The sequence below is a fragment of the Streptomyces sp. NPDC058457 genome (genome assembly GCF_042720695.1).
Classification (GTDB): Bacteria; Actinomycetota; Actinomycetes; order Streptomycetales; family Streptomycetaceae; genus Streptomyces.
In genome coordinates, this window is the sequence record NZ_JBHXLU010000009.1 from 14,216 (window position 1) to 37,926 (window position 23,711).

Genomic DNA, 23,711 nt, shown 5'->3' on the forward strand with positions numbered 1-23,711 from the left:
CGATCCGTTCCGAGCATTCTGCCGCGCGAACGGGGGTTGCCCCTGCCGCCGATCCACCGGACCCGTACCGAGATTCCTGACCGAACTCTCGGATCCGCGCCCAGGGCCCCGTGCGGGTCCCCGGATCATGGCAGGGGGCGCGGGAAGAACATCCTTCCCGCACCCCGTTCCGTGGCCGTAACGCTGCCATTACAGCGCCTCTTTGACCATGCCTACGACAAGCTCATGACTCCTGGGTCAGGAGGTCTTGACCGTGATGGAGCCGTCCTTGATGCCGGCCTCGGCCTTCTTGAGCGCGGCCTGCAGGGTGGCGTTGTTCTTGAAGACCGGGTTGGAGTCGGCCAGGCCGACGCCGCCGTTGTTCAGGGAGCCGCGGATGTCGCCGGACAGCGGCTTCTTGTCCTTGATGACGGACTTGGCGAGGTCGTACACCGCGCCCTCGACGTTCTTGAGGGCCGACGTCAGGATGTAGTCCTTGTACTTCGACAGCGCGGCCTGGCTGTACTGGTCGGAGTCGACGCCGATCGCCCACACCTTGTGCGCGGCGGCGGCCTTGATGACGCCCTGGCCGGAGAGGCCGGCGGCGGCGTAGACCACGTCGGCGCCCGCGCCGATCTGGCCCTCGGCGGCGGCCTCGCCCTTGTCGGGGCTGGAGAAGCCGCCCTCCTGGGCGGTCTGGGTCAGGTACTGGGCCTTGACCTTGACGTTCTTCTTGGTGTCCGCGACGCCCTGCTCGAAGCCCGCCTCGAACTTGTGGATCAGCGGGACGTCCACGCCGCCGATGAAGCCGACGGTGTTCGACTTGGTGGTCAGCGCGGCGGTGACGCCGGCCAGGTACGAGGACTGCTCCTCGTGGAAGACCATGTCCGCGACGTTGCTCGACTGGTCCTGGTTGTCGTCGATGATGCCGAAGGTGACCTTCGGGAACTTCGCGGCGGCCTCCTTGACGGCGGGCGCGTAGGCGAAGCCGACGCCGATCACCGGGTTGTAGCCGGCCTTGGCCAGGGTCTCCAGCCGCTGCACCTTGTCCGCGTCCGACTCGCCGTCCTGCGGCTCGATGTCCCGGCCGGTGACGCCGAACTCCTTGTCGGCCTTCTGGAAGCCGGCGTAGGCGGCGTCGTTGAAGGACTGGTCGCCCTTGCCGCCGACGTCGTACGCGAGACCGACTCCCTTGGACGCGCCGGCCTTGCCGGTGGACGAGCTGGACGAGCTGCCGCACGCGGAAACGGTGACGGCAAGGGCTGCGGTTGCAACGCCCGCAACGGCGATTCGGGACACCCGGCGCATGGAACGAGACTCCTTCGTGCAAGCGCCCAAACCAGGCGCTGGTTCCGCGGCAGCGTAACGCGCGTAGACCTGACGGAAAACCCCCAATGTCCGGTCCGTTATCTAGCTGTGGCCACAGTCACTGCCAAGGCTACGGACAGCAGTACGCCCCTTGCGGGAGGCAAGGGGCGCAGGAACTGCAACGGCGCGCGGGCGGCCGCACCCATGGGTACGGCCGCTCACCCGGCGACTTATATATGTCGCATTACTTCGTGTTGACGGTGACCTTGCCGTCGATGATGTCCTGCTTGGCCTTGTCGACGGCCGCGACGACCTTGGTCATGGCCTTGTACTTCGGGTTGGTGTCCGCGAAGCCGACGCCGCCGGTCTTGAGGGTGCCGTTGACGACACCGCTCTCCGGCTTGCCCTCGTGGACGGACTTCACGAGGTCGTACACCGCGCCGCCGACGTTCTTCAGGGCGGAGCCGAGGATGTAGTCCTTGTACTTGGCGAGCGCACTCTGGCTGTACTGGTCGGAGTCGACACCGATCGCCCACACCTTGGCGGTGGAGGCGGCCTCGATCACGCCCTGGCCCGAGAGACCGGCCGCGTGGTAGATGACGTCGGCACCGGCGTCGATCTGGCCCTGCGCGGCGGCCTTGCCCTTGTCGGGGCTGGAGAAGCCGCCCTCCTGAGCCGTCTGGGTCAGGTACTGCGACTCGATCTTGATCTTCGGGTTGACCGACTTGGCGCCCTGGTCGAAGCCCGCCTCGAAGGTGTGGATGAGCGGTATGTCGACGCCGCCGATGAAGCCGATGTGGTCCTTCTTGGTGGCGGACGCCGCGGCCACACCCGCGAGGTACGACGACTGCTCCGCCGCGAAGACCATGTCGACGACGTTGGAGGCCGTCACCTCGTTGTCGTCGATGATGCCGAAGGTGATCTTGGGGTACTTGGCCGCGACCTCCTTGACGGCGGGCGCGTAGGAGTAGCCGACCCCGATGATCGGGTTGTAGCCGGCCTTGGCGAGCGTGTCGAGGCGCTGCACCTTGTCGGCGTCGGACTCGCCGTCCTGCGGCTCGATGTCCCGGCCGCTGATGCCGAAGTCCTTCTCGGCCTTCTGGAAGCCGGCGTACGCGGCGTCGTTGAAGGACTGGTCGCCCTTACCGCCGATGTCGTAGGCGAGGCCGATGCCCTTGCCGTTGTACTTGCCGGACGAGTTGGTGCTGGTCGCACCACTGTCCGAGCTGGACTTACCGCAACCGGCCGCGGCGAGGGCAAGGACCGCGACGGTCACCGCTGCCTGGGAGAACCGTGTCCTCCGACCCGAGATATGACGCACAGCAAGCACCCCTTCGTCCCCACGGCACCGTCACCGGCCCGCTTCCCCAACCGTCCACCCTCGGTGGCGATTTCGGCGCACAGTAACGCGCGTAGAAGCGGAGGGGAACGGGGTTTCTCCGGGCCGTTATCGAACCGTGCCGACTCCGGGTTACAAGCGGGGGCCAACGGTTACGGCGGGGTGACACAAGGGGGCGAAGGGGTACCGACCGGGCGCCCTCCGCCCTCCTGCGTGATCTACGGGAATCTGTCGGGTCTGCGGCAAGCTGACCGTTTCTCCCGCCGTCTGATACGACTACCGCCGTTACGACTACATGGTCGCGTCGATCAGGGCGGCGGCCGTGAACAGCTCCACCCCGACGGTGATGGCCCGCTCGTCGGCGTCGAAGTCACCCTGGTGGAGATCGCGCGCGGTCCGCTCGCCCGGCGTGCGCACCCCGAGCCGCGCCAGCGCGCCCGGCACGTGCTCCAGGTACCAGGAGAAGTCCTCGCCGCCGAGGCTCTGCTCGGTGGTCTCGATGGACTCGGTGCCGCGCCGGGCGGTCATCGCGTCCCGCAGCAGCTCGGTGATCACCGGGTCGTTGACGACCGGCGGCACGCCGCGCACGTAGTTGATCTCGGACTTGGCCCGGTGCAGGGTCGCGACCTCGTCGATCGCCGCGTGTACGACGTCCGGCGCCGTCCGCCAGGCCGCCAGGTCCAGGCAGCGCACGGTCCCGGACAGCTCGGCGTGCTGCGGGATCACGTTGGGCGCGTGCCCGCACTCGATCCGGCCCCAGGTCACGGCGAGCCCGCTGCGGGTGTCCACGCGCCGCCCGATGAGCGCAGGCACGTCGACGGCGACCCGGGCGGCGGCGGTGACCAGGTCGGTCGTCAGATGCGGGCGTGCGGTGTGCCCGCCGGGCCCGTCCAGGGACACCTCGATCCGGTCGCAGGCGCTGGTGATCGCGCCGGTCCTGAGCCCGATCCGCCCCACGTCCACCCGGGGGTCGCAGTGCACGGCGATGATGCGCCCCACCCCGTCCAGCACCCCGGCCTCGATGGCGTCGGCGGCGCCGCCGGGCAGCACCTCCTCGGCGGGCTGGAAGAGCAGCCGTACGGGCCGCGGCAGCTGCCCGCGCTCGTGCAGGTCGGCGAGGACCAGTCCGGCGCCCAGCACCACCGTCGTATGCACGTCGTGACCACAGGCGTGCGCCCGGTCCGGCACGGTGGACCGGTAGGAGCACTCGGTCTTCATGTCCGGGATGGGCAGGGCGTCGATGTCGGCGCGCAGGGCGAGCACCGGAAGCCCGTCCCCGACCGGCCCGATGTCACAGATGAGTCCGGTCCCCGACGGGAGGACGCGCGGCCGGAGACCGGCCTTTTCCAGCCGTTCCTTGATGGCGGCCGTGGTGCGGAACTCCTGGTTCCCTAGCTCGGGGTGCATGTGCAGGTCGCGGCGGAAGGCGACGAGTTCGGCGTGCAGTTCCTCGCTGAGCACGCCGGGGAGCACATCTCCGGGAAGGTCGGCCTCGGTCTCTGTGGACATCAATTGGTTCACCCTCTGAAGGGTAGGACGCCCGAAGGGTCAACTGACCCGAGATCAACAAAAGTTCAGCCCGTTAGGGGAAGAAAATCTGACCGCGGACGCATGACCTCGGACGTGGCTGGGTAACACCTATGTTTCCTCTTCCACGCATACCACGCCTGGCGACGATCACGCCGGTCCTGTCCATCCACCGAAACGGGACCGAGCCGCAACCGCGACTTCGCCACGCGGACCGCGTCCGCCCGGTAGCGTGCGCGACCGTGACGGACCCGGAGACCCCCGACTTCATACAGACCACCCGTACGTCCTACGACACGATCGCCAAGGACTACTCCGCCGCCTTCCCCGGCCTGCCCGAACGGCCGGTGGACATGTCGATGATCGCCGCCTTCGCCACGCTGGTGAAGGCGAACAGCACCGCCCCGGTGGCCGACCTGGGCAGCGGCCCCGGCGACATCACGGCCCACCTCAACGACCTGGGAGTCCCGGCCTTCGGCATCGACCTCTCCCCCGCCATGGTCACCCTGGCCCGCGAGGCCCACCCCGCCGTGCGCTTCCACCGGGGCTCCATGACGTCCCTGGAGCTGCCCGACGAGACCCTCGGCGGCATCCTCGCCCTCTACTCGATCATCCACGTCCCGGACGACCACCTTCCGGCGACCTTCGCCGGCTTCCACCGCGCCCTGGTCCCCGGCGGCCACGTCCTGCTGTCCTTCCAGAAGGGCGAGACGCCCGGCCTCCACCTCACCGAGCGTTTCGGCCACGAGATCGACCTGCGCTACTACTGGCGCCCCGCGTACGCGGTCGGCGACATGCTCGCCAAGGCCGGGCTGGACGTGGCGGCGACCCTGATCCGTGAGCCGGTGGAGTCGGAGAAGTGGCCCCGGGCATTCGTCCTGGCCCGCAAGCCGGGCTGAGCGGGTACCGGGCGAGGGCGCCCCGGGCGAGGTGCGGGGCGTCACTCCAGGGTGCGCTGCCCGCACCCGGTGACGACGCCCCGCAGGCTCCCCACACCCTCCAGCAGTGCCCTTGACGCGGTTCGCGGAGGCACGACACTGCAAGGAAGCGGGCGGCCCCGACGTTCACTCCCCGACGAACAGCTCCGCGGCGTCCGTGATGTGCACTGCGCGCTGGGCCCAGATCTCGAGCCGGTCCAGATCGGTACAGGCGTCCACCCGCTCGCGCACCGGGTCACTCACCGGAACACCGCGCCACTCCAGAAGCCGCAGAACCATCTCCGCACGCTCCTGGACCCGCCCCTGCTCCCGACCTTCCTCCCGGCCTTCCTCGCGTACCTGCTCCGCCAGCGGGTGCCGCCAGAAGTACTGGATCGCCGTCATCAGGTCCCTCCACATCTGCTTCGCCCACCGAGCTGGAGCACCACGCAGGACGGGCGGGTGTGGAAACCCGTGTCCTCCGCAGGGTCGTCGGTGTCCTGTGCCTTCTCTGATCACGAAGATCTGTAGCAATGTCCGCTTGTCACTGCGAGCCTGTGGCCACCAGGGTCGCGGTGATGGGTTCGAGCTCGGTGATCAGTTCGTCGAGCTCGGCGGGGGACAGGGCGTCGTAGGGCGGGGTGGCGAGTTCGTCGGTGAGGGTTTCGATGCGTTGTCTGGTCGCGCGGCCGGCGTCGGTGAAGCGGCCGTCGGTGTCGATGAGTCCGCGTTCGCGCATGCCGTCCATGACCGCGGCCAGGCGCTCTTTCGGCAGGTGATGGATGCGTCCGAACGACTCCGGGGGGTGGATGCCCTGTTCCAGAGCGCAGAGCACGTGGGCCTCCGTGCCGCCGATGCGCGCGCCGACGAGAGCGGCGATGTGCCCGTCGCCGCGGTGCTCGCGCAGCATGTTCGCGGAATGCCACAGCCGGGCGACGGGGTCGCTGGGCACCTCAAGGGTGCGCAGGCCGGCGTACATCACCCGGCCTTCGGTGGGGGCGCTCGTCGCGGCCTTGGTGGTCAGGTCTGCGGCGCGCACCAGGCCCGGGGAGTCGGCCAGTTCGTCGCCGAGGATGCGCCGTAGGGAGGCCGCGCTGCCCCGCTCCCGCGCGGCGACGGAGGCCTCGGGCGGGATCGTCTCCCAGGCGCTGGGGATGTGCCGTGCGGCTTCCCCGTCGGCGAAGTTGTAGAAGGCCGCGTGCACGACCTGGGCCGGCACCCGTCCCAGTGGTGCGGCGCGGCTGGCGAAGTAGCCGTCCCAGTAGGTGCGGTGGCCGAGTGCGGCCAGTTCCTGGTTGCACTCGTCGGCCATGTAGGTGACCACGCAGATCGGCTCCAGGAGCTCGAACATGCGACGGGCGATGTGAGTCGTCGGATGCAAGCGCGTCTTGCCCATCGGGTTCTCCCTTTGTCAGGTGTGCCGACTTGGACCGTCCGGCACACCGAAACTCATCGGCGGCCGAAGGGAAACAGTGCAGATGGGTTGGCGCCTGCGTGGCCGTGTATGCGAGATCGGGTTCGTCGGCCGGGGCCCCTTTTTCGCGGGCCCCGACCGCATGCTGGTGGGCTCGCACGATCGTGGAGTCCACCGAAACCGCCCGGTCGAGGTCCTCATCGGCGTCGGCCTGGGCCATCAGGGCGGTGTCGGCGTCCGCACCCCTAGTTGCGCAGCATCACCACGAGCAGCACCACCAGGGCGATCAGGAGCGCGGCGCCCACCGACGCCAGGGTGATCTTCAGCGCGCTGTACGGCCGCTCTCCGACGACCTCGCCGGTGCGGGCGTTGACCATCACCGGCCACGCCTTGCCGGCGTGGAGGTAGGTCAGGAACCAGACGGGCAGCAGGACCAGCTTGTAGGTGAGGCCGCTGTAGGAGGTGGACATCGAGTGCACCCGCTGCTCGTCGCCGCCGATGTCCCGCTTGCAGTCGGCGCGGATCACCGGTGCCATCCGCGCCTTCGCCGCCTCCAGGCCGGCCTCCGGCTCGACGTCGTACCGGACGGTGCGGAAGCCCGCCAGGTACTCCTCCTGGTAGGGAACCGTCTCCGCCAACGGCCAGGGGGTCAGCTTGTCCAGTTCCTTCACCGGCACCTGGCCGCTGCCGGGCACCAGCACGTCGTCGAAGAACCGGCCGACCGTCCCCGACGTGTGGTGCCAGCGGGTCTTCCGCACCTGCCGCTTGTGGCCCTGGGAGTCCTCCTCCTCCACCCAGTAGTACTCGCCGCGTTCGCCGGTGTACCCGGTGGTGGTCTGCGCGTCGTACGTCCAGTGCGGCAGGTAGCTGCCCCGGAAGGTCTCCGCCTCGGTGACCTTCTTCAGCTCGTTCGGCGCGAACCAGCGGGACGTGGTCCACTTCGCCAGCGCCGCACGGGCCTGCTCACGGCCCACCCCGAAGGGCAGCACCGCCTCGGGCACCACGCGCTCGGTGCCGGAGGCGTCCGAGACCAGCGGGGTGGCGCAGAACTGGCACTTGTCGCTGAGCGTGTCGCTCTCGGTCACCGCGTGGCAGCCGGGGCAGGTGTACACCTTCACCCGGCCCGGCGCGACGGCCCGGCGGGGCAGTGCGGCCAGTTCCTCGATCGGGTGCTCGGTCACCTGCCGCGGTATCGGGGTGATGTCCTGCTCGTGCTTGCAGTACGGGCAGCGCAGCGCGTAGGTCCCGGGCGCGTACTCGCTGACCCCGCCGCACGCCTCGCACTGGAACGCCCGGTCGGGCGCCGGCACGACGTCCTGATCCGTCAACTCACTTCTCCTTGTGTCCTGTTGCCGGGAGGTGCCGGGTGGCGGAGTTCAGCCCTGCGGGGGCAGCGGCGGCGGGACGTCGGCGAGCAGCGAAGTGAGCTCCGGGACCTGGTCCGCGGGCTGCCAGGCGGCCTGCCCGCTGCGCCAGACCAGTGTGGTCCGGGTCAGATGGCCGGCCGCCACCTGCCCGGCCAGCGCGCCCTCGTCGTAGGGGCCCTGCTGCTGTCCGCCGACCGCGATGAACCAGCGGGGCGCGGTGGGCAGCGGCGGCGGTACGTCGGAGGGGGCGGGAGCGGGAGCGGGCTGCGCCGGGGCCTGCGGCGCCGGGACCGCGGCAGCGGCCGCACCGGACGTGCTCTGCACGATCCGCTGGCCCAGTGCCATGCCCACGCCCAGCCCGACAGCGTCGCCGCCGGTGCCGGGGTTGGCGGCGGCGATCGGGATCGCGTCGGCCGCCTGGAGCTTGGCGTAGTCGTCCAGGTTGCCGGTGATCGCCATCCGGGAGCGGGTGTCGATCGCCGCCTCGACCTCCGGCGGGACGCTGATGTTCTCGATGTAGAACCGGGGGATGGCGATGCCGGTGGCGGACAGTTCCAGGGTCAGCGCCTTGGCCAGCTGCTGCCCGATGCCGTCCTGCCGGGCGGCGAGGTCAAGGAGCGGCACACCGGCCGCGCCCAAGGCCGAGCCCAGCTTGGAGACGATCAGCTGCCGCAGGTGCTCGCCGACCTCCTCGGTGCGGAACTGCGGGTCGGTGCCGACCAGTTCGCGCAGCAGGGCGGCGGCGTCCACCACCTGGGCCGCGAAGGTGCCGAAGGCACGGACCCGGACCATGCCGAACTCGGCGTCCCGCAGGATCACCGGGTTCTGGGTGCCCCACTTGAAGTCGGTGAACTGCCGGGTGGTGACGAAGTAGACCTCGGCCTTGAACGGCGACTCGAAGCCGTGCTTCCAGCCCTTCAGGGTGGACAGGACCGGCATGTTCTGGGTCGAGAGGGTGTACGTGCCGGGCTGGTAGACGTCGGCCAGCCGGCCCTCGTTGACGAAGACGGCCACCTGCGACTCGCGCACCACGAGCCGGGCACCCATCTTGATCTCGTTGCCGTAGCGCGGAAAGCGCCACACGATGGTGTCCCGGCTGTCGTCGGTCCACTCGATGATGTCGATGAACTCACCGCGGATGCGGTCCATCAGCCCCACAGCAATCCCCCACTCCGCGCGTTTCCCGAGACCACCGCGTGCCGGCCGGTCCCGGGACGGCGACCGCGCGGCGATCAAACGATCAGCCGACAGTATGCCCAATACGGTCAGTGCGGCTACGGGCGGGCTCAGGCCTCTGAGCTGCGCAGCGGGTCGTCACTTCCACGGCGCGTCGAACGCCTTCCCCGGTACCGGCTCCGCGATCAGGGCGACCGGGATGAAGAAGTTGACCTGGCCGATCACGAACATCAGCGTGGCGAGGGCTTTCGGCTCGTGCATCTCGCGCGCCGACGCGTCACAGCCCCGTCGGCGCGGGGCCGGTGCGGGTGAGGCGGGCGCGCAGGCGGGCCCCGTCCTGGACGGGCGGGAGACCGTAGGCGGTGCGGTACTCGCGGTTGAACTGGGTGGCGCTCACGTAGCCGACCGCCTGGGCGATCTGGGCGGCCGTGGCGTCGTCGGCGATCAGACGGCGCCGGGCCTCCTGCAGCCGCAGGTGTTTCTGGTACCTGAGCGGGCTCATGCCGGTGGCCGCCTTGAAGTGCCGGTGCAGGCTCGCCGCGCTCATGTGTGCCACCGCGGCGATCTCGTCGATGCCGAGCGGCTCCGCGTAACGGTCACGGATCCAGCGGGCCACCTCGCGGACCCGGGTCGTGGTGGAGTCGGCCAGCGACCACTGGCGCAGGACGGGGCCGAGGGAGCTGCGCAGCAGCCGGTAGAGGATCTCGCTCTCGATGCGGCCGGCGAGGGGACGGATGTCGTCGGGGGCGTCGAGGAGTCGGACCCAGCGGGTGACCGCGTCGGTGAGTTCGGGGGGCATCGGCGCGGCGACGTGCGCGGAGGCGGGCGCAGGCGCGGGCCCGCCCGTCTCGTCCAGCTCCACCAGCAGTTCTGTGAACGCCTCGCCGTCGAGACGCAGGGACGCGGACCGGTACGGCACCTGCTCCAGGTCGGCGGTGACGGGCAGGTCGATGGTCGTGAGGAGCATCTGGCCGGGGGCGGCGACCCGGACCAGCTCGCCCGCGGTGGTGCGTTTCGTGCCGGCGGCGACGAAGCAGATCGTCGGTTCGTAGAGGAGATGGGCGGGCTCGACGGGCTCGTCGACCGCGGCCAGGGAGAGCCGCGGAACGGCGGTGTCCGCGCCCGATGCCACACAGTGCCGGTCGATGGCGGCGACGAGTCGGTCCAGCACAGCGCACTCCGCTCCTGAGAGGATCAGGCAATCCTATGCGAGCGACGGCCCATGCCCCCCGGGCGTCGCGTCCCTAGCGTTGACCGCATGGCAGAGCACACCACACACCTTCCCCGGCGCACCCTCGGCACCCAGGGCCTCACGGCCGGGGCGATCGGTCTCGGCACCATGGGCATGACGATGGCGTACGGCACCCCGGACGAGCGGAGCAGCATCGCCACCCTCCACCGGGCCCACGAACTCGGGGTCACCCTCTTCGACACGGCCGAGCTGTACGGCCTCGGTACCGGCAGCAACGAGCAGTTGCTGGGGCGCGCGGTGAAGGGCTTCCGCGACGAGATCCTGATCGCGACCAAGTTCGGCTTCGACCTCTCCGATCCGGCGCGGATCGGACACGCGCTGGACAGCCGTCCCGAGCACATCCGGGAGGTGACCGAGAACAGCCTGCGGCACCTGGGCACGGACCGTATCGACGTGCTGTACCAGCACCGTGTGGACCCCGGCGTCCCCATCGAGGACGTGGCGGGCACGGTCGGCGAGCTGATCGCCGAAGGCAAGGTCCGCTACTTCGGGCTGAGCGAGGCCGGGCCCGAGACCGTCCGCCGCGCCCATGCCGTTCACCCCGTCTCGGTGCTCCAGACCGAGTACTCGGTGTTCGAACGGGCCGTGGAGGCCGAGGTGCTGCCCGTGGTCCGGGAACTGGGCATCGGTTTCGTGCCGTACTCCCCGCTCGGGCGCGGCTTCCTCACCGGCGCCGTCAAGCCGGCCGCGGAGTACGACGCCGACGACATGCGGCACACCATGGACGAGCGCTGGCGGCCCGGCAACTACGAGAAGAACGTCGCGGCGGTACAGCGGCTGACCGCCCTGGCGGAGAGCAAGGGCGTCACGGTCACCCAGCTGGCGCTGGCCTGGCTGCTCGCGCAGGGCGACGACATCGTGCCCATCCCGGGCACCCGCAGCCCGCACCGGGTGGCGGAGAACGTGGCGGCCGCGTACGTCGACCTGACGCCCGGGGACCTCGCCCGGATCCAGGAGATCCTGCCGCGGGGAGCGGCCGGTTCCCGCTACCCGGCCGCGGTCATGCCGACCTGGCGGTGATCGCGCCGCCGCGTTCGGCGAGCCCTGTAGATTCGGCGGAGAGCCGGTGAGAGGGGTTGGTCGGGATAGCCACGCAGGCCGGTGCCGTCGCGCAGCCGCGGGTGCCCCTGAGCCGGACGCGGGTGCTGGACGCGGCCGTCGCCCTCGCCGACGACGGGGGCGTCGACGCACTCAGCATGCGCAGGATCGCGCAGGCGCTCGGTGTCGTACCCATGGCGCTGTACAAGCACGTGGCCAACAAGAACGAGCTGCTGGACGGGATGATCGACGTCCTCGTCGGGGAGATCGATCCGCCGGCCGACGGTATCGGCTGGAAGGACGCCGTGCGGCGGCGGGTGCTGTCGGCCCGCCGGATGCTGCTGCGCCACCCGTGGGCGCCCGAGGTGATCGAGGCCCGGACGAAGGCGCGGGCCACCCCGACCCCCGCGCTCCTGGCGTACCTGGACTCGATGGTCGGGATCTTCCGGGCCGGCGGGTTCCCGGTCGGCCTGGTCCATCACGCGCTGCACGTGATGGGCAGCCGGCTGCTGGGCTTCTCGCAGGAGCTGTTCGAGGACAGGCCCGGCCGGGCCCCGGACGCGGACGCGCTGCCGGCCGAGGAGATGGCCGCGCGGTTCCCGCACCTCGCCGAGCTGGCCATGGCGGTCGCCCACGACCCGGAGTCGGTCGTCGGCTCCGGCTGCGACGACCAGTTCGAGTTCGAGTTCGCCCTGGACCTGACGCTCGACGGCCTTGAGCGGCTGCTCCGGAACGCTTCCTGAACTCCTGTTGAACCCGTGCCCGGCCCCTTGACGGGTGTACGGCGTACACCTACCTTGCCCGCAAGGGGGTGTACGCCGTACACCACAAGGGGGGAGATCCCGATGAAGGCGATCGTCCAGGAGCGGTTCGGGCCGCCGGACGTGCTGCGGCCGGCGGAGATCGAGTCGCCGTCGGCCGGTCCGGGCCAGGTGCTGGTTCGGGTGCGGGCGGCGGCCGTCAATCCGTACGACTGGCATCTGCTGCGCGGCGACCCGTACGTCGCCCGGCTGCTGGGGGGTGTCGGGCTGACCCGGCCGAAGTCCCGGGTGGCCGGGATCGACGCGGCCGGGGAGGTGGCGGCGGTCGGCGCCGGGGTGGACGGGCTGCGGCCCGGTGACGAGGTGCTGGGCTTCTGTCCGGGCGCCTTCGCCGAGTTCGCGTGCACCACCCCCGACCTGCTGGTGCCGAAACCCGCCGGGCTCACCTTCGAGGAAGCCGCGGCCGTGCCGATGGCGGCGGTGACCGCGCTGCGCGGGATCCGGACCGTCGGCCGGGCGCAGGCCGGGCAGCGGGTGCTGGTCAACGGGGCGGGCGGTGGCATCGGCACCTTCGCCGTGCAGATCGCCGTGGACCTCGGCGCCGAGGTCACCGCCGTGTGCAGCACGCGCAACGCCGGGCTGGTGCGCTCGCTGGGCGCGGCGCACGTCGTCGACTACGCGCGGGAGGACTTCACCGACCGGGGCGAGCGCTACGACCTGATCCTCGACAACGTGGGCGGCCGTCCGCTCGGCCGGCTGCGCCGGGCCCTCGCCCCGCGCGGGACGCTGGTGGCCAACGGCGGCGGTTCGCCCGGCCATGTCTTCGGGGCGATGGGCTCACTGCTGCGGGTCGTCGCGGCCGACCCGTTCGTCCGGCAGCGGCTGCGGCCGCTCGTCCCCACGGTCCCGGACGGACCCGTCCACCAGGACCTGCTCGCCGTGACCGCCCTCGTCGAGGCCGGCCGGCTCGCCCCGGTGGTCGACCGGACCTACACGCTGGCCGAAGCGGCCGCGGCCGTACGGCACGTGGAGCAGGGACACGCCCGCGGCAAAGCCGTGATCACCGTGGCGTGAGACCGCCGGCGGCCTCCGCCGCGGGCGTCACCCCAGGCCGGCGGGAGTCACCCCAGGCCGGCGGGCGTCACCCCAGGCCGGCGGCGATGCCGGCCGCGGCCGTGCGCAGCGGCGGAAGAAGTGGCTCGATGTCGGCGTGCCCGAGCCGGGTGCCCGGTGCCGAGACGGTGACCGCGGCCACGCACACTCCGGCGGAGTCCCGGACCGCCATGCCGATCGCGTGCACCTCGGTGACGCTCTCGTCGAAGTTGAGGGCGTATCCCCGGGCCCGGCTGACGGCCAGGTCGGCAAGGAGGGCTTCGAGGTCGGGGAGGGTGTGGGGGGTAAGGCGGCTGAGGCCCTGCGGGTAGCGCATCCGGAGCGTCTCGGGGGGCAGTTCGGCGAGCAGCGCCTTGCCTCCGGCCGCGCCGTACGCGGCCAGGTGATCGCCCGTGCGCGCGGCGACCCGCAGCGTGCGCGGCCCTTCCACCCCGTCGAGGAAGAAGGCGTCGGGCCCGTCGAGGACGAGCAGGTTGGCCGTCTCCTGGGTGACCTCGCGCAGCGCCTCCAGATGCGGGCGCGCGACCCGGATCAGCGCCCGTTCGTCGACCATGCCGCGCGCCAGCGCGAGCAGCGCGGGACCGAGCCGGTAGCGCTTTCCACCGAGCTCCTGCTCCACGAAGCCGTGCGTGCGCAGGGTGGACAGCAGGCGGTGTGCCGTCGAACGCGCGATGCCCAGGTGATCACTGACGTCCGTGAGCCGCACGGACTCGCGCCCGCGCAGAAACAGCAGCGTGCGCAGGGCGTTGGCCACGGAGGCGGCGCCGTAGGGGTCCCGGGCGGACATGTCTGACACAGGATTACTTTTCGGCATGGCAGAAATACTAGTCGGCATTGTTCCGCAAGGTGGGAGTACTTCCTACGGTGGGCCCACGAAAGGCACCGACCGTCCCCGCCCGCCCTGGAGAGCCGCCATGCAGTCCGAAACCGCAGACACCCCACCCCCCATGGCGCCGGCCGAGCCGGACCGGGCCGCCGACGCGAACGCAACCGGCCGGAGGATCAAGCCCTGGCACAGCCTGTGGCTGCTGCTGATGCTCGGCTGGACGGTGAGCGCGGCCGACCGCTCCGTCACCGGACCCGTCGTCACCTGGATGATCAACAACAACGTCGGCTTCCTCGCCGACGCCGACCGCCCCTACGCGCTGGGCGGTCTGATCGGCGGCCTGTTCTTCGCCGGCTACATGCTCACCCAGTTCCCCGGCGGCTACCTGGGCGACCGGTACGGCCACCGGACCCTGATCGTGGTCAGCCTCGTCTGGGCCGGTATCGCCACCCTGGTCACCGGGATCGTCGGCGGACTCGTGACGTTCATCGTCGTACGCGTCGTCACCGGCCTCGGGGAAGGCGCCTACTACTCCAACGACCGCACGGTCATCACCGAGACGACCCCGGAACGCGAGCGCAGCCTCGGCCTGGGCGTGGTCATCACCGGCCTCGCCCTCGGCATCACCATCGCCACCGTCTTCACGCCGAACTTCATCGACCTGGGCAAGCTGTGGCTGCCCGACGTCGACGCCTGGCGGATGACCTTCTACATCCTCGGCACCGCCACCCTGCTCGCGGCCGCCGCCCTCGCCTGGCGGTTCCGCAAGGACCTGAACGCCCGCGTCGTGGGCCGCGCCACGCTGCACCTGGCCGGATACTCCGCGGTCTCCCTCGCCCTGATCATGGCCGTCTACCTGCTGGGCACCCGGGCCGGACTGTCGGACCTGTGGATCGCCGTCCTTGAGGTCGTCCTCGCCGTCGGCCTGGTGCTGTTCACTCTGGCCCGCAAGGGCGAGGAACTCGGGCCGGTCCTGAAGAACCGCAGCCTCTTCCTGATCTACCTCTCCTACATCGCGGTGCTGTGGAACCTGTGGTTCTTCAGCTTCTGGTCGGTGTCGATCGTCGCGGGCGCCGCCCACTCCTCCTTCGCCAGCGCCGCGCTCACCGCCGGCTTCAACGCGGGCGCCGGCATCCTCGGCTTCCCGGCCGGCGGCTGGCTCTCGGATCTCGCGGTGCGCCGCGGCTGGGGCCGCAAGCCGATGCTGCTGTCCTTCACCGGCGTACAGGCCGTGCTCACCGTGGTGTTCGCCTGGTACCTCGCCGCCGCCGGCAAGCCGTCGCTGCTGGTCATGGGGGTGCTGCTGTTCACCGCGAGCCTGTTCTTCAACGCGCTGCAGCCCATCGGGCACGCCCTCACCGCCGAGCTGGCCCCGCCGCGGCTGCGCGGTTCGGCCTTCGGCATGCAGAACCTCATCGGGGAGACGGGCGCCGTGCTGTCGCCCGCCGTCGGCGGGGTGCTGCGCGACCAGACCGGCGGCTGGACGGCGGCGGTGTGGCTGGACGCCGCGATCATCATCGTCGGCTTCTGCCTGCTGATACCCGTACGCGACCCGCGCCGCGGCGGTACGCCGACCTGATGGACGCCCTGTCCCAGAGCCTCCCCGACACGGAAACGGAAACGGAACCCCCCACCATGCGAACTGTGCGAGACGCCGCCTTCGACGTCCTGCGCCTGCACGGCCTCACCACCCTCTTCGCCAACCCGGGTTCGACCGAGGTGGCGCTGCTCACCGACCTGCCCGACGACCTGGACTTCGTCCTGGCCCTGCACGAGGGGTCGGTGGTCGGCGCCGCCACCGGCTGGGCCGTCGCCCGCCAGGAGCCCGCCCTGGTCCTGCTGCACACCACGGCCGGTCTGGGCAACGCCGTCGGCGCCCTGGCCACCGCCAGGGAGAACCGGGCGCCGCTGGTGGTACTGGTCGGCCAGCAGGACCGCCGCCACCTAGCCCAGGAGCCCTTCCTCGCCGGGCGGCTGGCGGGGCTGGCCGGTGACTATCCGGTACGGGTGGAGACACCGGCACGCGCCCAGGACGTACCCGGCGCGATCGGCCGGGCGGCCCACGCGGCGCGCCTCGGGCGGGGCCCGGCGCTGGTGGTGGTGCCGATGGACGACTGGGCGCAGCAGGCGGACGACCTCCCGGTGCCCGCCCCGAGCGCGCTGCGGCAGGCCATCGGCGCCGACGCCGGCGCGGTCCGGGAGGTGGCCGCCCTGCTGGACGCCGCCGCCCGTCCCGCGCTCGTCGTCGGAGCCGGCGCGGACGACGCGGCGACCTGGCGGGCGCTCACCGCGCTGGCCGAACGACTGCGCTGCCCGGTGTGGCAGGAGCCGTTCGGGGCGCGCGCCGGGTTCCCGCAGGACCACCCGCTGTTCGCCGGGCATCTGCCCGCCGAACGCGGGCGGCTGCGCGCCGCGCTCTCCGCGTACGACCTGGTGCTGGCCGTCGGCGCTCCGGTGCTGCGCCAGAACCTGTACGAGGACGGCCCCCTGGCCGGGGCCGGGACACGGTGGGCGATGGTCACCGACGATCCCGCCGAGGCACAGCGCGCGCCCGTCGGCCTGGCCGTCGTCACGCCGCTGCCGGCGTTCTGCGGCGAGCTGGCCGCCGGTGTGCGGGCCCGCGCCGAGGCCCCGATGCCGGTTCTCAGCCGCCCGGCCGCGCCCCGCCCGCCGCGCGCGGGCGAGGACCTGCGTGCCGCACAGGTCCTGGCCGCCCTCGCCGAGCGGCTGCCGCCGGACACCGTCCTGGTGGAGGAGACCCCGTCCAGCCGCCCCGACCTGCACGCGCTGGTACCGGCCCGGCAGCCGCTCGGCTTCCTCAGCGCGGCGCAGGGCGGGCTCGGCTTCGCGCTGCCCGCCGCGATCGGGGTCCGGATGGCCGCTCCGGAGCGGCCGGTGGTCGCGGTCGTCGGCGACGGATCCTCGCTCTACCAGATCCAGTCCCTGTGGACGGCGGCCCACTACGGCGTCGGCGCGCTCTTCGTCGTCCTGGCCAACGGCCGCTACGCGGTCATGGACCAGCTGGCCGACCGGCACGGCGGCAAGCCGCCCTGGCCGGCCTTCGAGGAGATCAGCGTCTGCGGGCTGGCCCGCTCACTGGGCTGCCCGGCCCGCCGGGTGACCGACGGGCCCACCCTGCTCGCCGAACTCGACGCACTCCTGCCGGGCCTGGCGCACCGCACCGAACCACTCCTGCTGGAAGTGGCCGTGCGGCCCGACCGGCCGCTCGCACCCGACTCCCACCCCGCACCCGAGGAGCTCGCATGACCGTCACCCGTGACCTGTTCATCGGCGGCAAGGACGTGCCCGCCGCGTCCGGCCGTACCGAGGAGGACATCAACCCGTACACCGGCGAGGTGTACGCGACCGTCGCCGCCGCCGGGCCGGAGGACGTACGGCGGGCCGTGGACGCCGCCGACGCGGCCTTCGCCGAGTGGGCGGCGCTCGCGCCCTTCGCCCGCCGGGCGGTCTTCCTCAGGGCGGCCGACCTGCTGGACGCCCGGGCCGAGGAGGTGGCCGGGCTGATGGCCCAGGAGGCCGGCGGCACCCGCCCCTGGGCGTACTTCAACGTCGCCCTCGGCGCGAACATCCTGCGCGAGGCGGCGGCCGCGATCACCGCGCCGCGCGGGGAGGTGCTGAGCGCCCAGGAGCAGGGTGCGCTGGGCCTGGCGGTGCGCGAACCGCTGGGCGTGGTCGCCGCGTTCGCGCCGTGGAACGCGCCGGTCATCCTCGGGATCCGGGCGGTGGCGGCGCCGCTGGCGGCCGGGAACACGGTGGTGGTGAAACCGAGTGAGGACGCGCCGATCGCCTGCGGGCTGCTGGTGGCCGACGTGCTGCGGGCGGCCGGGCTGCCCGACGGTGTGCTCAACGTGGTCACCAACGCCCGCGAGGACGCGCCCGAGATCGCCGAGGTGCTCATCGCCGACCCGCGGGTGCGGGCGGTGAACTTCACCGGCTCCACCGAGGTGGGCCGGATCATCGGCGGTCACGCGGCCCGCCATCTCAAGCCCGCCGTACTGGAGCTGGGCGGCAAGAACGCGGTGATCGTACTGGCGGACGCGGACGTGGACTACGCGGTCGACGCCGTCGCCTTCAGCGTGTTCATGAACTCCGGGCAGATCTGCATGTCCGGCGACCGCGTCCTGGTCCACGAGTCCCTGGCGGACGAGTTCACCCGCAGGTTCACCGCGAAGGCCGCCTCACTGCGGGCGGGTGACCCGGGCGATCCGGGTACCGTGGTCGGCCCGCTGGTCAGCGCGCGGTCCGCGCACCGGGTGGCGAGGCTGGTCGGGGACGCGGTGGCGAAGGGGGCCACGGTGCTGGCCGGCGGCGGGGAACCGGAGGGCGCGCTGCACCCGGCGACCGTGCTCACCGACGTGCCGGAGGCCGCGGACCTCTACCACGCGGAGGTCTTCGGCCCGGTCTGCGTCATCGAGAGCTTCCCCGACGACGACACGGCCGTGGCCCTCGCCAACGCCACGGACCAGGGTCTGACCTGCGGCATCATCACCGAGAACGCCACCCGTGGACTGGCCGTGGCCCGGCGCGTCCGCACCGGCATCGTGCACGTCAACGACCAGTCCGTCGCCGACGAGCCCCAGGCCCCGTTCGGCGGCGTACAGGCCTCCGGTTACGGCCGCTTCGGCGGGCGCTGGGGCATCGAGGCGTTCTCCAACACCCGCTGGGTGACCATCGCCACCCAGCACGCCCACTACCCGTTCTGAGCCCACTGAGCGCTCTAAGCGGGTGCGGCGAAGTCCGCTGCGGTTCGGCAGCGCCCCCGAAGGGGCGCTGGGGGTACCCCCAGCCGAAGGCTGGGGGAGGAACTGCGCGACCAGCCACGACGGCGCCGCGGTCGGCAGACGGCACATCGCGGCACTTCCAGCGGAGCGCTCAGGCAGGGCCGACGACCGCCGCCAGGCGGTGCACGTCCTTCGCGGTGCCCGTGACGCCCGACAGGAAGCCCTGGGCGCGCGGGGAGGCGGTCTCCGTCAGCCAGGTCGGGTCGATGTCGCAGACGGCCACGCGGACGCCCGTGCCCGCCAGGGCCAGGGGCAGGGTGTGGACGACGGTGGAGGGGAAGCTCAGGATCGTGCGGCCGATGGGGCCGCGGCGGGCGATCAGTTCCAGGGGGAGGTCCGGGCGGACTATCTCCAGGCCCGTCTCGGCCGCCAGGCGGTGGAGTTTCTCCGTGCTCTCGCGGCGGTGGGCGAAGTAGCGGGTCGCGCCATGGGCCTTGGCCAGGGTCTGGACGGCCTCCAGGTAGCGGTCGCCGTCCACCACGCCCGTCTCCACCAGGGACGTGCCGACCATGTCGGCGCCCTTGGTGATGCGCGGCGGGCCGAAGCGGGCCCGGGTCCAGCCGAAGTCGTTCGCGGTGACCGTCACCCCTGTCGGCGTCTCCGTCATCGGCATGGAGGAGAAGACCTCCACCCGGCGGCGGGCGCTCGGCGTGAGGCGGCGGCGGGCGGAGGAGGAGACCGGCGCGAAGAGCAGGTCCCGCGCGCCGGGCCGGCCGCCCTTGCGGTGCCAGCGGACCAGGCGTTCGCCGCGCGCCAGCTGGGCGACGAACTCCATCGTCGCCGTGCCGTCGTCGACCACGACCAGGTCACTGGCCCGGGTGATGGTCAGGAGCAGTTGCACGTAGCGGGAGAACGGGTCTCCCATCACGATGCGGTCGGCCCGGCGCAGCGAGCCCGCCAGGCCGCCGATCGTCTGGAACGGGGCGGTGGTGCCGCCCCGTGCTTCCTCCCAGCGGACCCGGTACCCCTCGTCCCGGGCCAGGTCGGCCATGCGGCGCAGCTGGCCCCGGGTCATGGGGTCCGTCGGGGACAGGACGACGATCGTGAGTTCCGCGCCGGGTGCTGATATGCCGGATGCCGAGCGCCGTACCTGGCCGGGTACGGCCGGCATCGGGTCCGCCGACCCGCGCAGGGCGTGGACATGCGCCCACTCCAGCACGTTGAGCAGCTGCACCGGACTCTCGACGAACGCGAGTGTGTGGGGGCCGGTGTTCCCGGCGCGGGGGCTCATCGACGTACGACCGTCCCGTCGTCGTAACAACAGAGGTGTCAGACCTGGACCGGCTCGCCGGCGGCCGCGGCGATCTCCGCCTCGGCGACGACACCGGTGACGCGGCGCAGCTTCTTCATCGGGCCGAGCTCCGAGTCGTAGACCTTCTTGACGCCGTCGCCGAGGGAGGCCGAGATGGTGCGGATGTCGCGGACCAGGCGGGTCAGGCCCTGCGGCTCGACGGAGGCGGCCTGGTCGGAGCCCCACATGGCGCGGTCGAGGGTGATGTGGCGCTCGACGAAGGTGGCGCCGAGGGCGACCGCGGCGAGGGTGGTCTGCAGGCCCGTCTCGTGGCCGGAGTAGCCGATCGGGACGTTCGGGTACTCCTTCTCCAGCGTGTTGATCACGCGGAGGTTGAGCTCCTCGGCCTTCGCCGGGTAGGTGGAGGTGGCGTGGCAGAGCAGGATGTTGTCCGAGCCGAGGACCTCGACCGCGTGGCGGATCTGCTTCGGGGTGGACATGCCGGTGGAGAGGATGACCGAGCGGTTGGTGGCACGCAGGGCCTTCAGGAGCTCGTCGTCCGTGAGGGAGGCCGAGGCGACCTTGTGGGCGGGGACGTCGAACTTCTCCAGGAAGGCGACGGCCTCGGTGTCCCACGGGGACGCGAACCAGGCGATGTTCCTGCTCTTGCAGTACTCGTCGATCTGGCGGTACTCGTCCTCACCGAACTCCACGCGGTGGCGGTAGTCGATGTAGGTCATGCGGCCCCAGGGGGTGTCGCGCTCGATGTCCCACTGGTCGCGCGGGGTGCAGATCTCCGGGGTGCGCTTCTGGAACTTGACGGCGTCGCAGCCGGCCTCGGCGGCGACGTCGATCAGCTTGAAGGCGTTCTCCAGCTCACCGTTGTGGTTGATGCCGATCTCGCCACAGATGTAGACGGGCTGGCCGGGGCCGACCTGACGGGAACCGAACGTGCGCAGACGGGAGTTGCTCATGACTGTGGGGTGTCCTTACTTCGGGAGGGAATCGAGAGAGGGGCCGAGGATCCAGCTGGCGATCTCTCGGATCGCGCCGTCACCGCCGGGGAGGGTGGTGACCGCGCGTGCGGCGCCGCGTACGACGTCGTGGGCGCTCGCGACCGCCACGGGCCAGCCGGCGACGGCGAAGCACGGGAGGTCATTGACGTCGTTTCCGACGTAGAGCACGCGCTCGGGAGCGATGCCCTGCTCCTCGCACCACTGCTTGAGTGCGAGGTCCTTGCGGTCGATGCCGTGCAGGACCGGAATCTGTAGCTTCCGGGCCCGGGCGGCGACGACCGGGTTCTGCTCCGTGGAGAGGACCAGCATCTTGAGCCCGCTCTTGCGCAGGGCGGCGATGCCGAGTCCGTCGCCGCGGTGCACGGAGACGAACTCCTTTCCATCGGCGTCGATCAGCACCCGGTCGTCGGTCTGGGTGCCGTCGAAGTCCAGTACGACCGCGTCGACGTCGTCGGCGGTCGGGAGCGCGCCGGGGCGGTCCGCGTCGAAGAGCGGGGCCAGGGCGCGGGCGCGGGCCAGCTCGTGCGGGTCGTCGATCTCCAGCACGCGGGCCGGGTCGGTCCGCACCAGTTCGGTGTGGCCGAAGAAGCGGTGCTGGTGCTCGCGGAAGCCGTCGGCGCGCATCGCGTAGGCGGCGCCGGTCTCCAGGAAGTCCTGGGGGCGGTCCTGGCGGCGCGGGCGGAACGACTTGTCGTGGTTGACGCCGAAGCCGCCGCTGGCGGAGGCCTCGTCGGCGTCACCGACAGCCGGTACCGGCACCGGGGCGTGCACCTCGTCGCGCCAGACGAAGCCGTGGAAGGGGGCCACGGTCAGGGCGGTGTCGGCACCGTTCCGGACGACCGCGCCGGCCACCCCGTCGATGTCCTCGCGGACGATGAACGGGCTGGTGCACTGCACGAGGAGGACCACGTCGACCGGGGCGCCGTGCAGCGCCTCGTGGGCGTCCATGGCGTGCAGGACGGCGGCCTCGGAGGTGGCGGTGTCGCCGGCGATGGCGGCGGGGCGCAGCACGACCTCGGCGCCGGCGGAGCGGGCGGCCGCGGCGATCGCCTGGTCGTCGGTGGAGACGACCACGTCGGTCACCAGGCGGGCGGCTACGCACTCGCGGACCGCGCGGGCGACCAGCGGGACGCCGCCGACCGGGGCGAGGTTCTTCGCGGGGACGCCCTTGGAGCCGCCCCGGGCGGGGATCACGGCGAGGACGCGGGGCACTACGGCGGCTTCGGGGTGGGGCATCGGCTCTGTTCCTTCAGGTCCGTCGGACGCCGGCGGCGTCTGACGCGGGATCCGGTCGCTCACAGCTCTCCCATTCGTCGGATCACGGGGGCCACCCGCTGGACGCCGTGGCGGTAGGCGCCGCGTGCGGCCCGACGCACGATCTGGCGGACGGGGCCCGGGGCCTTGTCGGCGGCCGGCGCGCCCGGAAGCGGGGCGCCGTCGGGGCCGAGGTGGTGGCGGGCCAGAATGCCGGGCAGGTAACCGGACGCGGTCTCGGGTGTGTAGTAGGGGGTGAGGGGCGGCAGCCCTCCAGGCCGTCCGAGCAGCTTCGCGATGCGTTCGCGGGCCGCGTCGAAGGCCTGCTCATACGTGCCTCCCCCGGAGGGGGTACCCCCAGCGGCGACGCCCTGCCGTGAGACCCACTCGGCGTCGGGCACCGGGCGGTGTCCGGCGTCGAGCTGGTCCCAGGAGGCGAGGCAGCCGGAGCCGACGAAGTGGTGGTTGCCGAGCGCCTCGCGGATGCCGAGGTCGGTGAGGACCACGGTCGGGATCCGGCGGTGCAGGGACTCCAGGGCGGCCGTCGAGCTCATCGTGACCAGGAGGTCGGTGCGGTCGAGCACCTCGCCCATGTGGCCGTAGACCAGCCGGAAGTTGGCGGGCACGTCCTTGCCCTGGACCAGCTTCTGGTACGGCAGTTCCTCGATGTGGGTGGTGTGCTCGCCGGGCTTGGAACGCAGTTTGAGCAGCACTTCCCGCTCGGGGTGCTTGCGGGCGTGCTGGATCAGCCGGTTGAGCAGGTAGGTACGGTCCCTGCGGCTGTCGGGGACCGAGGGCTGGGCGGCGAACACCACGGTGTACGGGTCGTGTTCGCCTTCGTAGGGCGCCCCGCCCAGGAACGGCAGCGCGACCTCGGTCACCGACGAGGAGTCGGCGCCGACCCCGTCGTACACCGCCCGGAAACGGTCGGCGTCCTGGCGGGAGTTGGCGAGGACGAGGTCCGCGCCGTGCCGCAGCAGCAGGCCGTCGGCGAGCTTCTCGTAGACGACGCCGACGTAGCCGGTGACGACGACGGGCCGCTTCTCCCGGCCGGCCCAGGCGCTGCGCAGCCCGTGCAGCATGGCCTGCGTCCCGCCGCCGACGAGGGAGAGGACGAGGATGTCGTACGACTGCTGTTCCATGTCTCTCAGGAACTCGACGGCCGTCACTTCGCGGAGCGAGTCCGCGTGAACGCCGACTTCCTGGAGCTGGCGGGCGGTGGGGGTGGCACGGCCACGCAGAAGGTAACCGTCGAGCCGAACGTCCGAATTGTCGCTTTCGTTGGGAATCAGGCGCTTCGCGGTCAGCGCCCCCCACTTCCACCGAGTATCGGAATCCGCCAGGACGGCCACCCGCAGGGACTTCGTTGCACTTGCTGGCACGTCGAAGAC

General features: G+C 71.7%; 20 protein-coding genes and 2 pseudogenes. 7 read left to right on the top strand and 15 right to left on the bottom strand.

Going from position 1 to position 23,711, the window contains the following annotated elements:
* Nucleotides 1-237: 237 nt before the first annotated feature.
* The 3 genes from ACFWPS_RS10090 to ACFWPS_RS10100 form a co-directional block, all read right to left on the bottom strand.
* Entirely contained in the window at nucleotides 238-1,287 is a 1,050-nt protein-coding gene (locus ACFWPS_RS10090) for a BMP family protein (protein ID WP_383703026.1), read from the bottom strand.
* 244 nt (nucleotides 1,288-1,531) lie between these two features.
* Nucleotides 1,532-2,563, bottom strand: a complete 1,032-nt coding sequence (locus ACFWPS_RS10095) for a BMP family protein (protein ID WP_383703028.1) — start codon at nucleotides 2,561-2,563, stop codon at nucleotides 1,532-1,534.
* A gap of 354 nt (nucleotides 2,564-2,917) precedes the next feature.
* Complete coding sequence (locus tag ACFWPS_RS10100; RefSeq protein WP_383703030.1) at nucleotides 2,918-4,135, bottom strand: M20 family metallopeptidase; 1,218 nt, start codon at nucleotides 4,133-4,135, stop codon at nucleotides 2,918-2,920.
* A 260-nt stretch (nucleotides 4,136-4,395) separates the two neighbouring features.
* Here ACFWPS_RS10100 and ACFWPS_RS10105 point away from each other — a divergent pair, with 260 nt between their 5' ends.
* Entirely contained in the window at nucleotides 4,396-5,052 is a 657-nt protein-coding gene (locus ACFWPS_RS10105; RefSeq protein ID WP_383703032.1) for a class I SAM-dependent DNA methyltransferase, read from the top strand.
* A 165-nt stretch (nucleotides 5,053-5,217) separates the two neighbouring features.
* Here ACFWPS_RS10105 and ACFWPS_RS10110 read toward each other — a convergent pair.
* The 7 genes and pseudogenes from ACFWPS_RS10110 to ACFWPS_RS10140 all read right to left on the bottom strand — a co-directional run.
* Nucleotides 5,218-5,499, bottom strand: a pseudogene (locus ACFWPS_RS10110) (hypothetical protein); the annotation flags it as partial.
* 115 nt (nucleotides 5,500-5,614) lie between these two features.
* Nucleotides 5,615-6,466 carry a MarR family transcriptional regulator gene (locus ACFWPS_RS10115; protein WP_383703035.1) on the bottom strand — a complete coding sequence of 284 codons (852 nt, stop codon included), beginning with the start codon at nucleotides 6,464-6,466 and terminating at the stop codon, nucleotides 5,615-5,617.
* Between the two features lie 115 nt (nucleotides 6,467-6,581).
* Nucleotides 6,582-6,695, bottom strand: a pseudogene (locus ACFWPS_RS10120) (IS5/IS1182 family transposase); the annotation flags it as partial.
* A 34-nt stretch (nucleotides 6,696-6,729) separates the two neighbouring features.
* Nucleotides 6,730-7,812, bottom strand: coding sequence for a hypothetical protein (locus tag ACFWPS_RS10125; protein WP_383703037.1), 1,083 nt, complete (start codon nucleotides 7,810-7,812; stop codon nucleotides 6,730-6,732).
* Between the two features lie 48 nt (nucleotides 7,813-7,860).
* Nucleotides 7,861-9,009, bottom strand: coding sequence for an SPFH domain-containing protein (locus ACFWPS_RS10130; protein WP_383703039.1), 1,149 nt, complete (start codon nucleotides 9,007-9,009; stop codon nucleotides 7,861-7,863).
* 156 nt (nucleotides 9,010-9,165) lie between these two features.
* On the bottom strand, nucleotides 9,166-9,288 hold the full coding sequence (locus ACFWPS_RS10135) for a hypothetical protein (RefSeq protein WP_383703041.1): 123 nt from the start codon (nucleotides 9,286-9,288) through the stop codon (nucleotides 9,166-9,168).
* A gap of 16 nt (nucleotides 9,289-9,304) precedes the next feature.
* Nucleotides 9,305-10,198 (bottom strand): AraC family transcriptional regulator N-terminal domain-containing protein, encoded by an 894-nt coding sequence (locus ACFWPS_RS10140; protein ID WP_383703043.1) that lies wholly within the window; start codon nucleotides 10,196-10,198, stop codon nucleotides 9,305-9,307.
* Nucleotides 10,199-10,285: 87 nt separating this feature from the next.
* Between ACFWPS_RS10140 and ACFWPS_RS10145 the strand changes: the two genes are divergently transcribed.
* The 3 genes from ACFWPS_RS10145 to ACFWPS_RS10155 all read left to right on the top strand — a co-directional run bounded on the left by ACFWPS_RS10145 (nucleotide 10,286) and on the right by ACFWPS_RS10155 (nucleotide 13,152).
* Entirely contained in the window at nucleotides 10,286-11,299 is a 1,014-nt protein-coding gene (locus tag ACFWPS_RS10145; protein ID WP_383703045.1) for an aldo/keto reductase, read from the top strand.
* 56 nt (nucleotides 11,300-11,355) lie between these two features.
* On the top strand, nucleotides 11,356-12,060 hold the full coding sequence (locus ACFWPS_RS10150; protein WP_383703047.1) for a TetR/AcrR family transcriptional regulator C-terminal domain-containing protein: 705 nt from the start codon (nucleotides 11,356-11,358) through the stop codon (nucleotides 12,058-12,060).
* Nucleotides 12,061-12,162: 102 nt separating this feature from the next.
* Nucleotides 12,163-13,152, top strand: a complete 990-nt coding sequence (locus ACFWPS_RS10155) for an NAD(P)-dependent alcohol dehydrogenase (RefSeq protein ID WP_383703049.1) — start codon at nucleotides 12,163-12,165, stop codon at nucleotides 13,150-13,152.
* A 67-nt stretch (nucleotides 13,153-13,219) separates the two neighbouring features.
* On the opposite strand, the gene ACFWPS_RS10160 is transcribed toward ACFWPS_RS10155, so the two are convergent.
* A complete protein-coding gene (locus ACFWPS_RS10160) occupies nucleotides 13,220-13,978 on the bottom strand; it encodes an IclR family transcriptional regulator (RefSeq protein WP_383703051.1) in 759 nt (252 codons plus the stop codon).
* Nucleotides 13,979-14,105: 127 nt separating this feature from the next.
* Between ACFWPS_RS10160 and ACFWPS_RS10165 the strand changes: the two genes are divergently transcribed.
* The 3 genes from ACFWPS_RS10165 to ACFWPS_RS10175 are packed head-to-tail and all read left to right on the top strand — an operon-like array spanning nucleotide 14,106 to nucleotide 18,741.
* Nucleotides 14,106-15,596, top strand: a complete 1,491-nt coding sequence (locus ACFWPS_RS10165; protein WP_383703054.1) for an MFS transporter — start codon at nucleotides 14,106-14,108, stop codon at nucleotides 15,594-15,596.
* Between the two features lie 56 nt (nucleotides 15,597-15,652).
* Nucleotides 15,653-17,284, top strand: coding sequence for a thiamine pyrophosphate-dependent enzyme (locus ACFWPS_RS10170; protein WP_383703056.1), 1,632 nt, complete (start codon nucleotides 15,653-15,655; stop codon nucleotides 17,282-17,284).
* Nucleotides 17,281-18,741, top strand: a complete 1,461-nt coding sequence (locus ACFWPS_RS10175; RefSeq protein ID WP_383703058.1) for an aldehyde dehydrogenase family protein — start codon at nucleotides 17,281-17,283, stop codon at nucleotides 18,739-18,741. The genes ACFWPS_RS10170 and ACFWPS_RS10175 overlap by 4 nt, the downstream gene beginning before the upstream one ends.
* 169 nt (nucleotides 18,742-18,910) lie before the next feature.
* Here the strand turns inward: ACFWPS_RS10175 and ACFWPS_RS10180 are convergent, their stop codons facing one another.
* From ACFWPS_RS10180 to ACFWPS_RS10195, 4 genes are read right to left on the bottom strand one after another with little or no spacing between them, the layout of a single operon-like run.
* Entirely contained in the window at nucleotides 18,911-20,050 is a 1,140-nt protein-coding gene (locus tag ACFWPS_RS10180; RefSeq protein ID WP_383703060.1) for a hypothetical protein, read from the bottom strand.
* A gap of 38 nt (nucleotides 20,051-20,088) precedes the next feature.
* On the bottom strand, nucleotides 20,089-21,024 hold the full coding sequence (locus tag ACFWPS_RS10185; RefSeq protein WP_383703062.1) for an N-acetylneuraminate synthase family protein: 936 nt from the start codon (nucleotides 21,022-21,024) through the stop codon (nucleotides 20,089-20,091).
* 15 nt (nucleotides 21,025-21,039) lie between these two features.
* The gene (locus ACFWPS_RS10190; protein WP_383703064.1) at nucleotides 21,040-22,302 is read right to left on the bottom strand and encodes a cytidylyltransferase domain-containing protein; all 1,263 of its coding nucleotides are present in this window, start codon (nucleotides 22,300-22,302) and stop codon (nucleotides 21,040-21,042) included.
* Between the two features lie 59 nt (nucleotides 22,303-22,361).
* Nucleotides 22,362-23,702: a DUF6716 putative glycosyltransferase gene (locus ACFWPS_RS10195; RefSeq protein WP_383703066.1), complete on the bottom strand. Its 1,341-nt coding sequence runs from the start codon at nucleotides 23,700-23,702 to the stop codon at nucleotides 22,362-22,364.
* Between the last annotated feature and the right edge of the window lie 9 nt (nucleotides 23,703-23,711).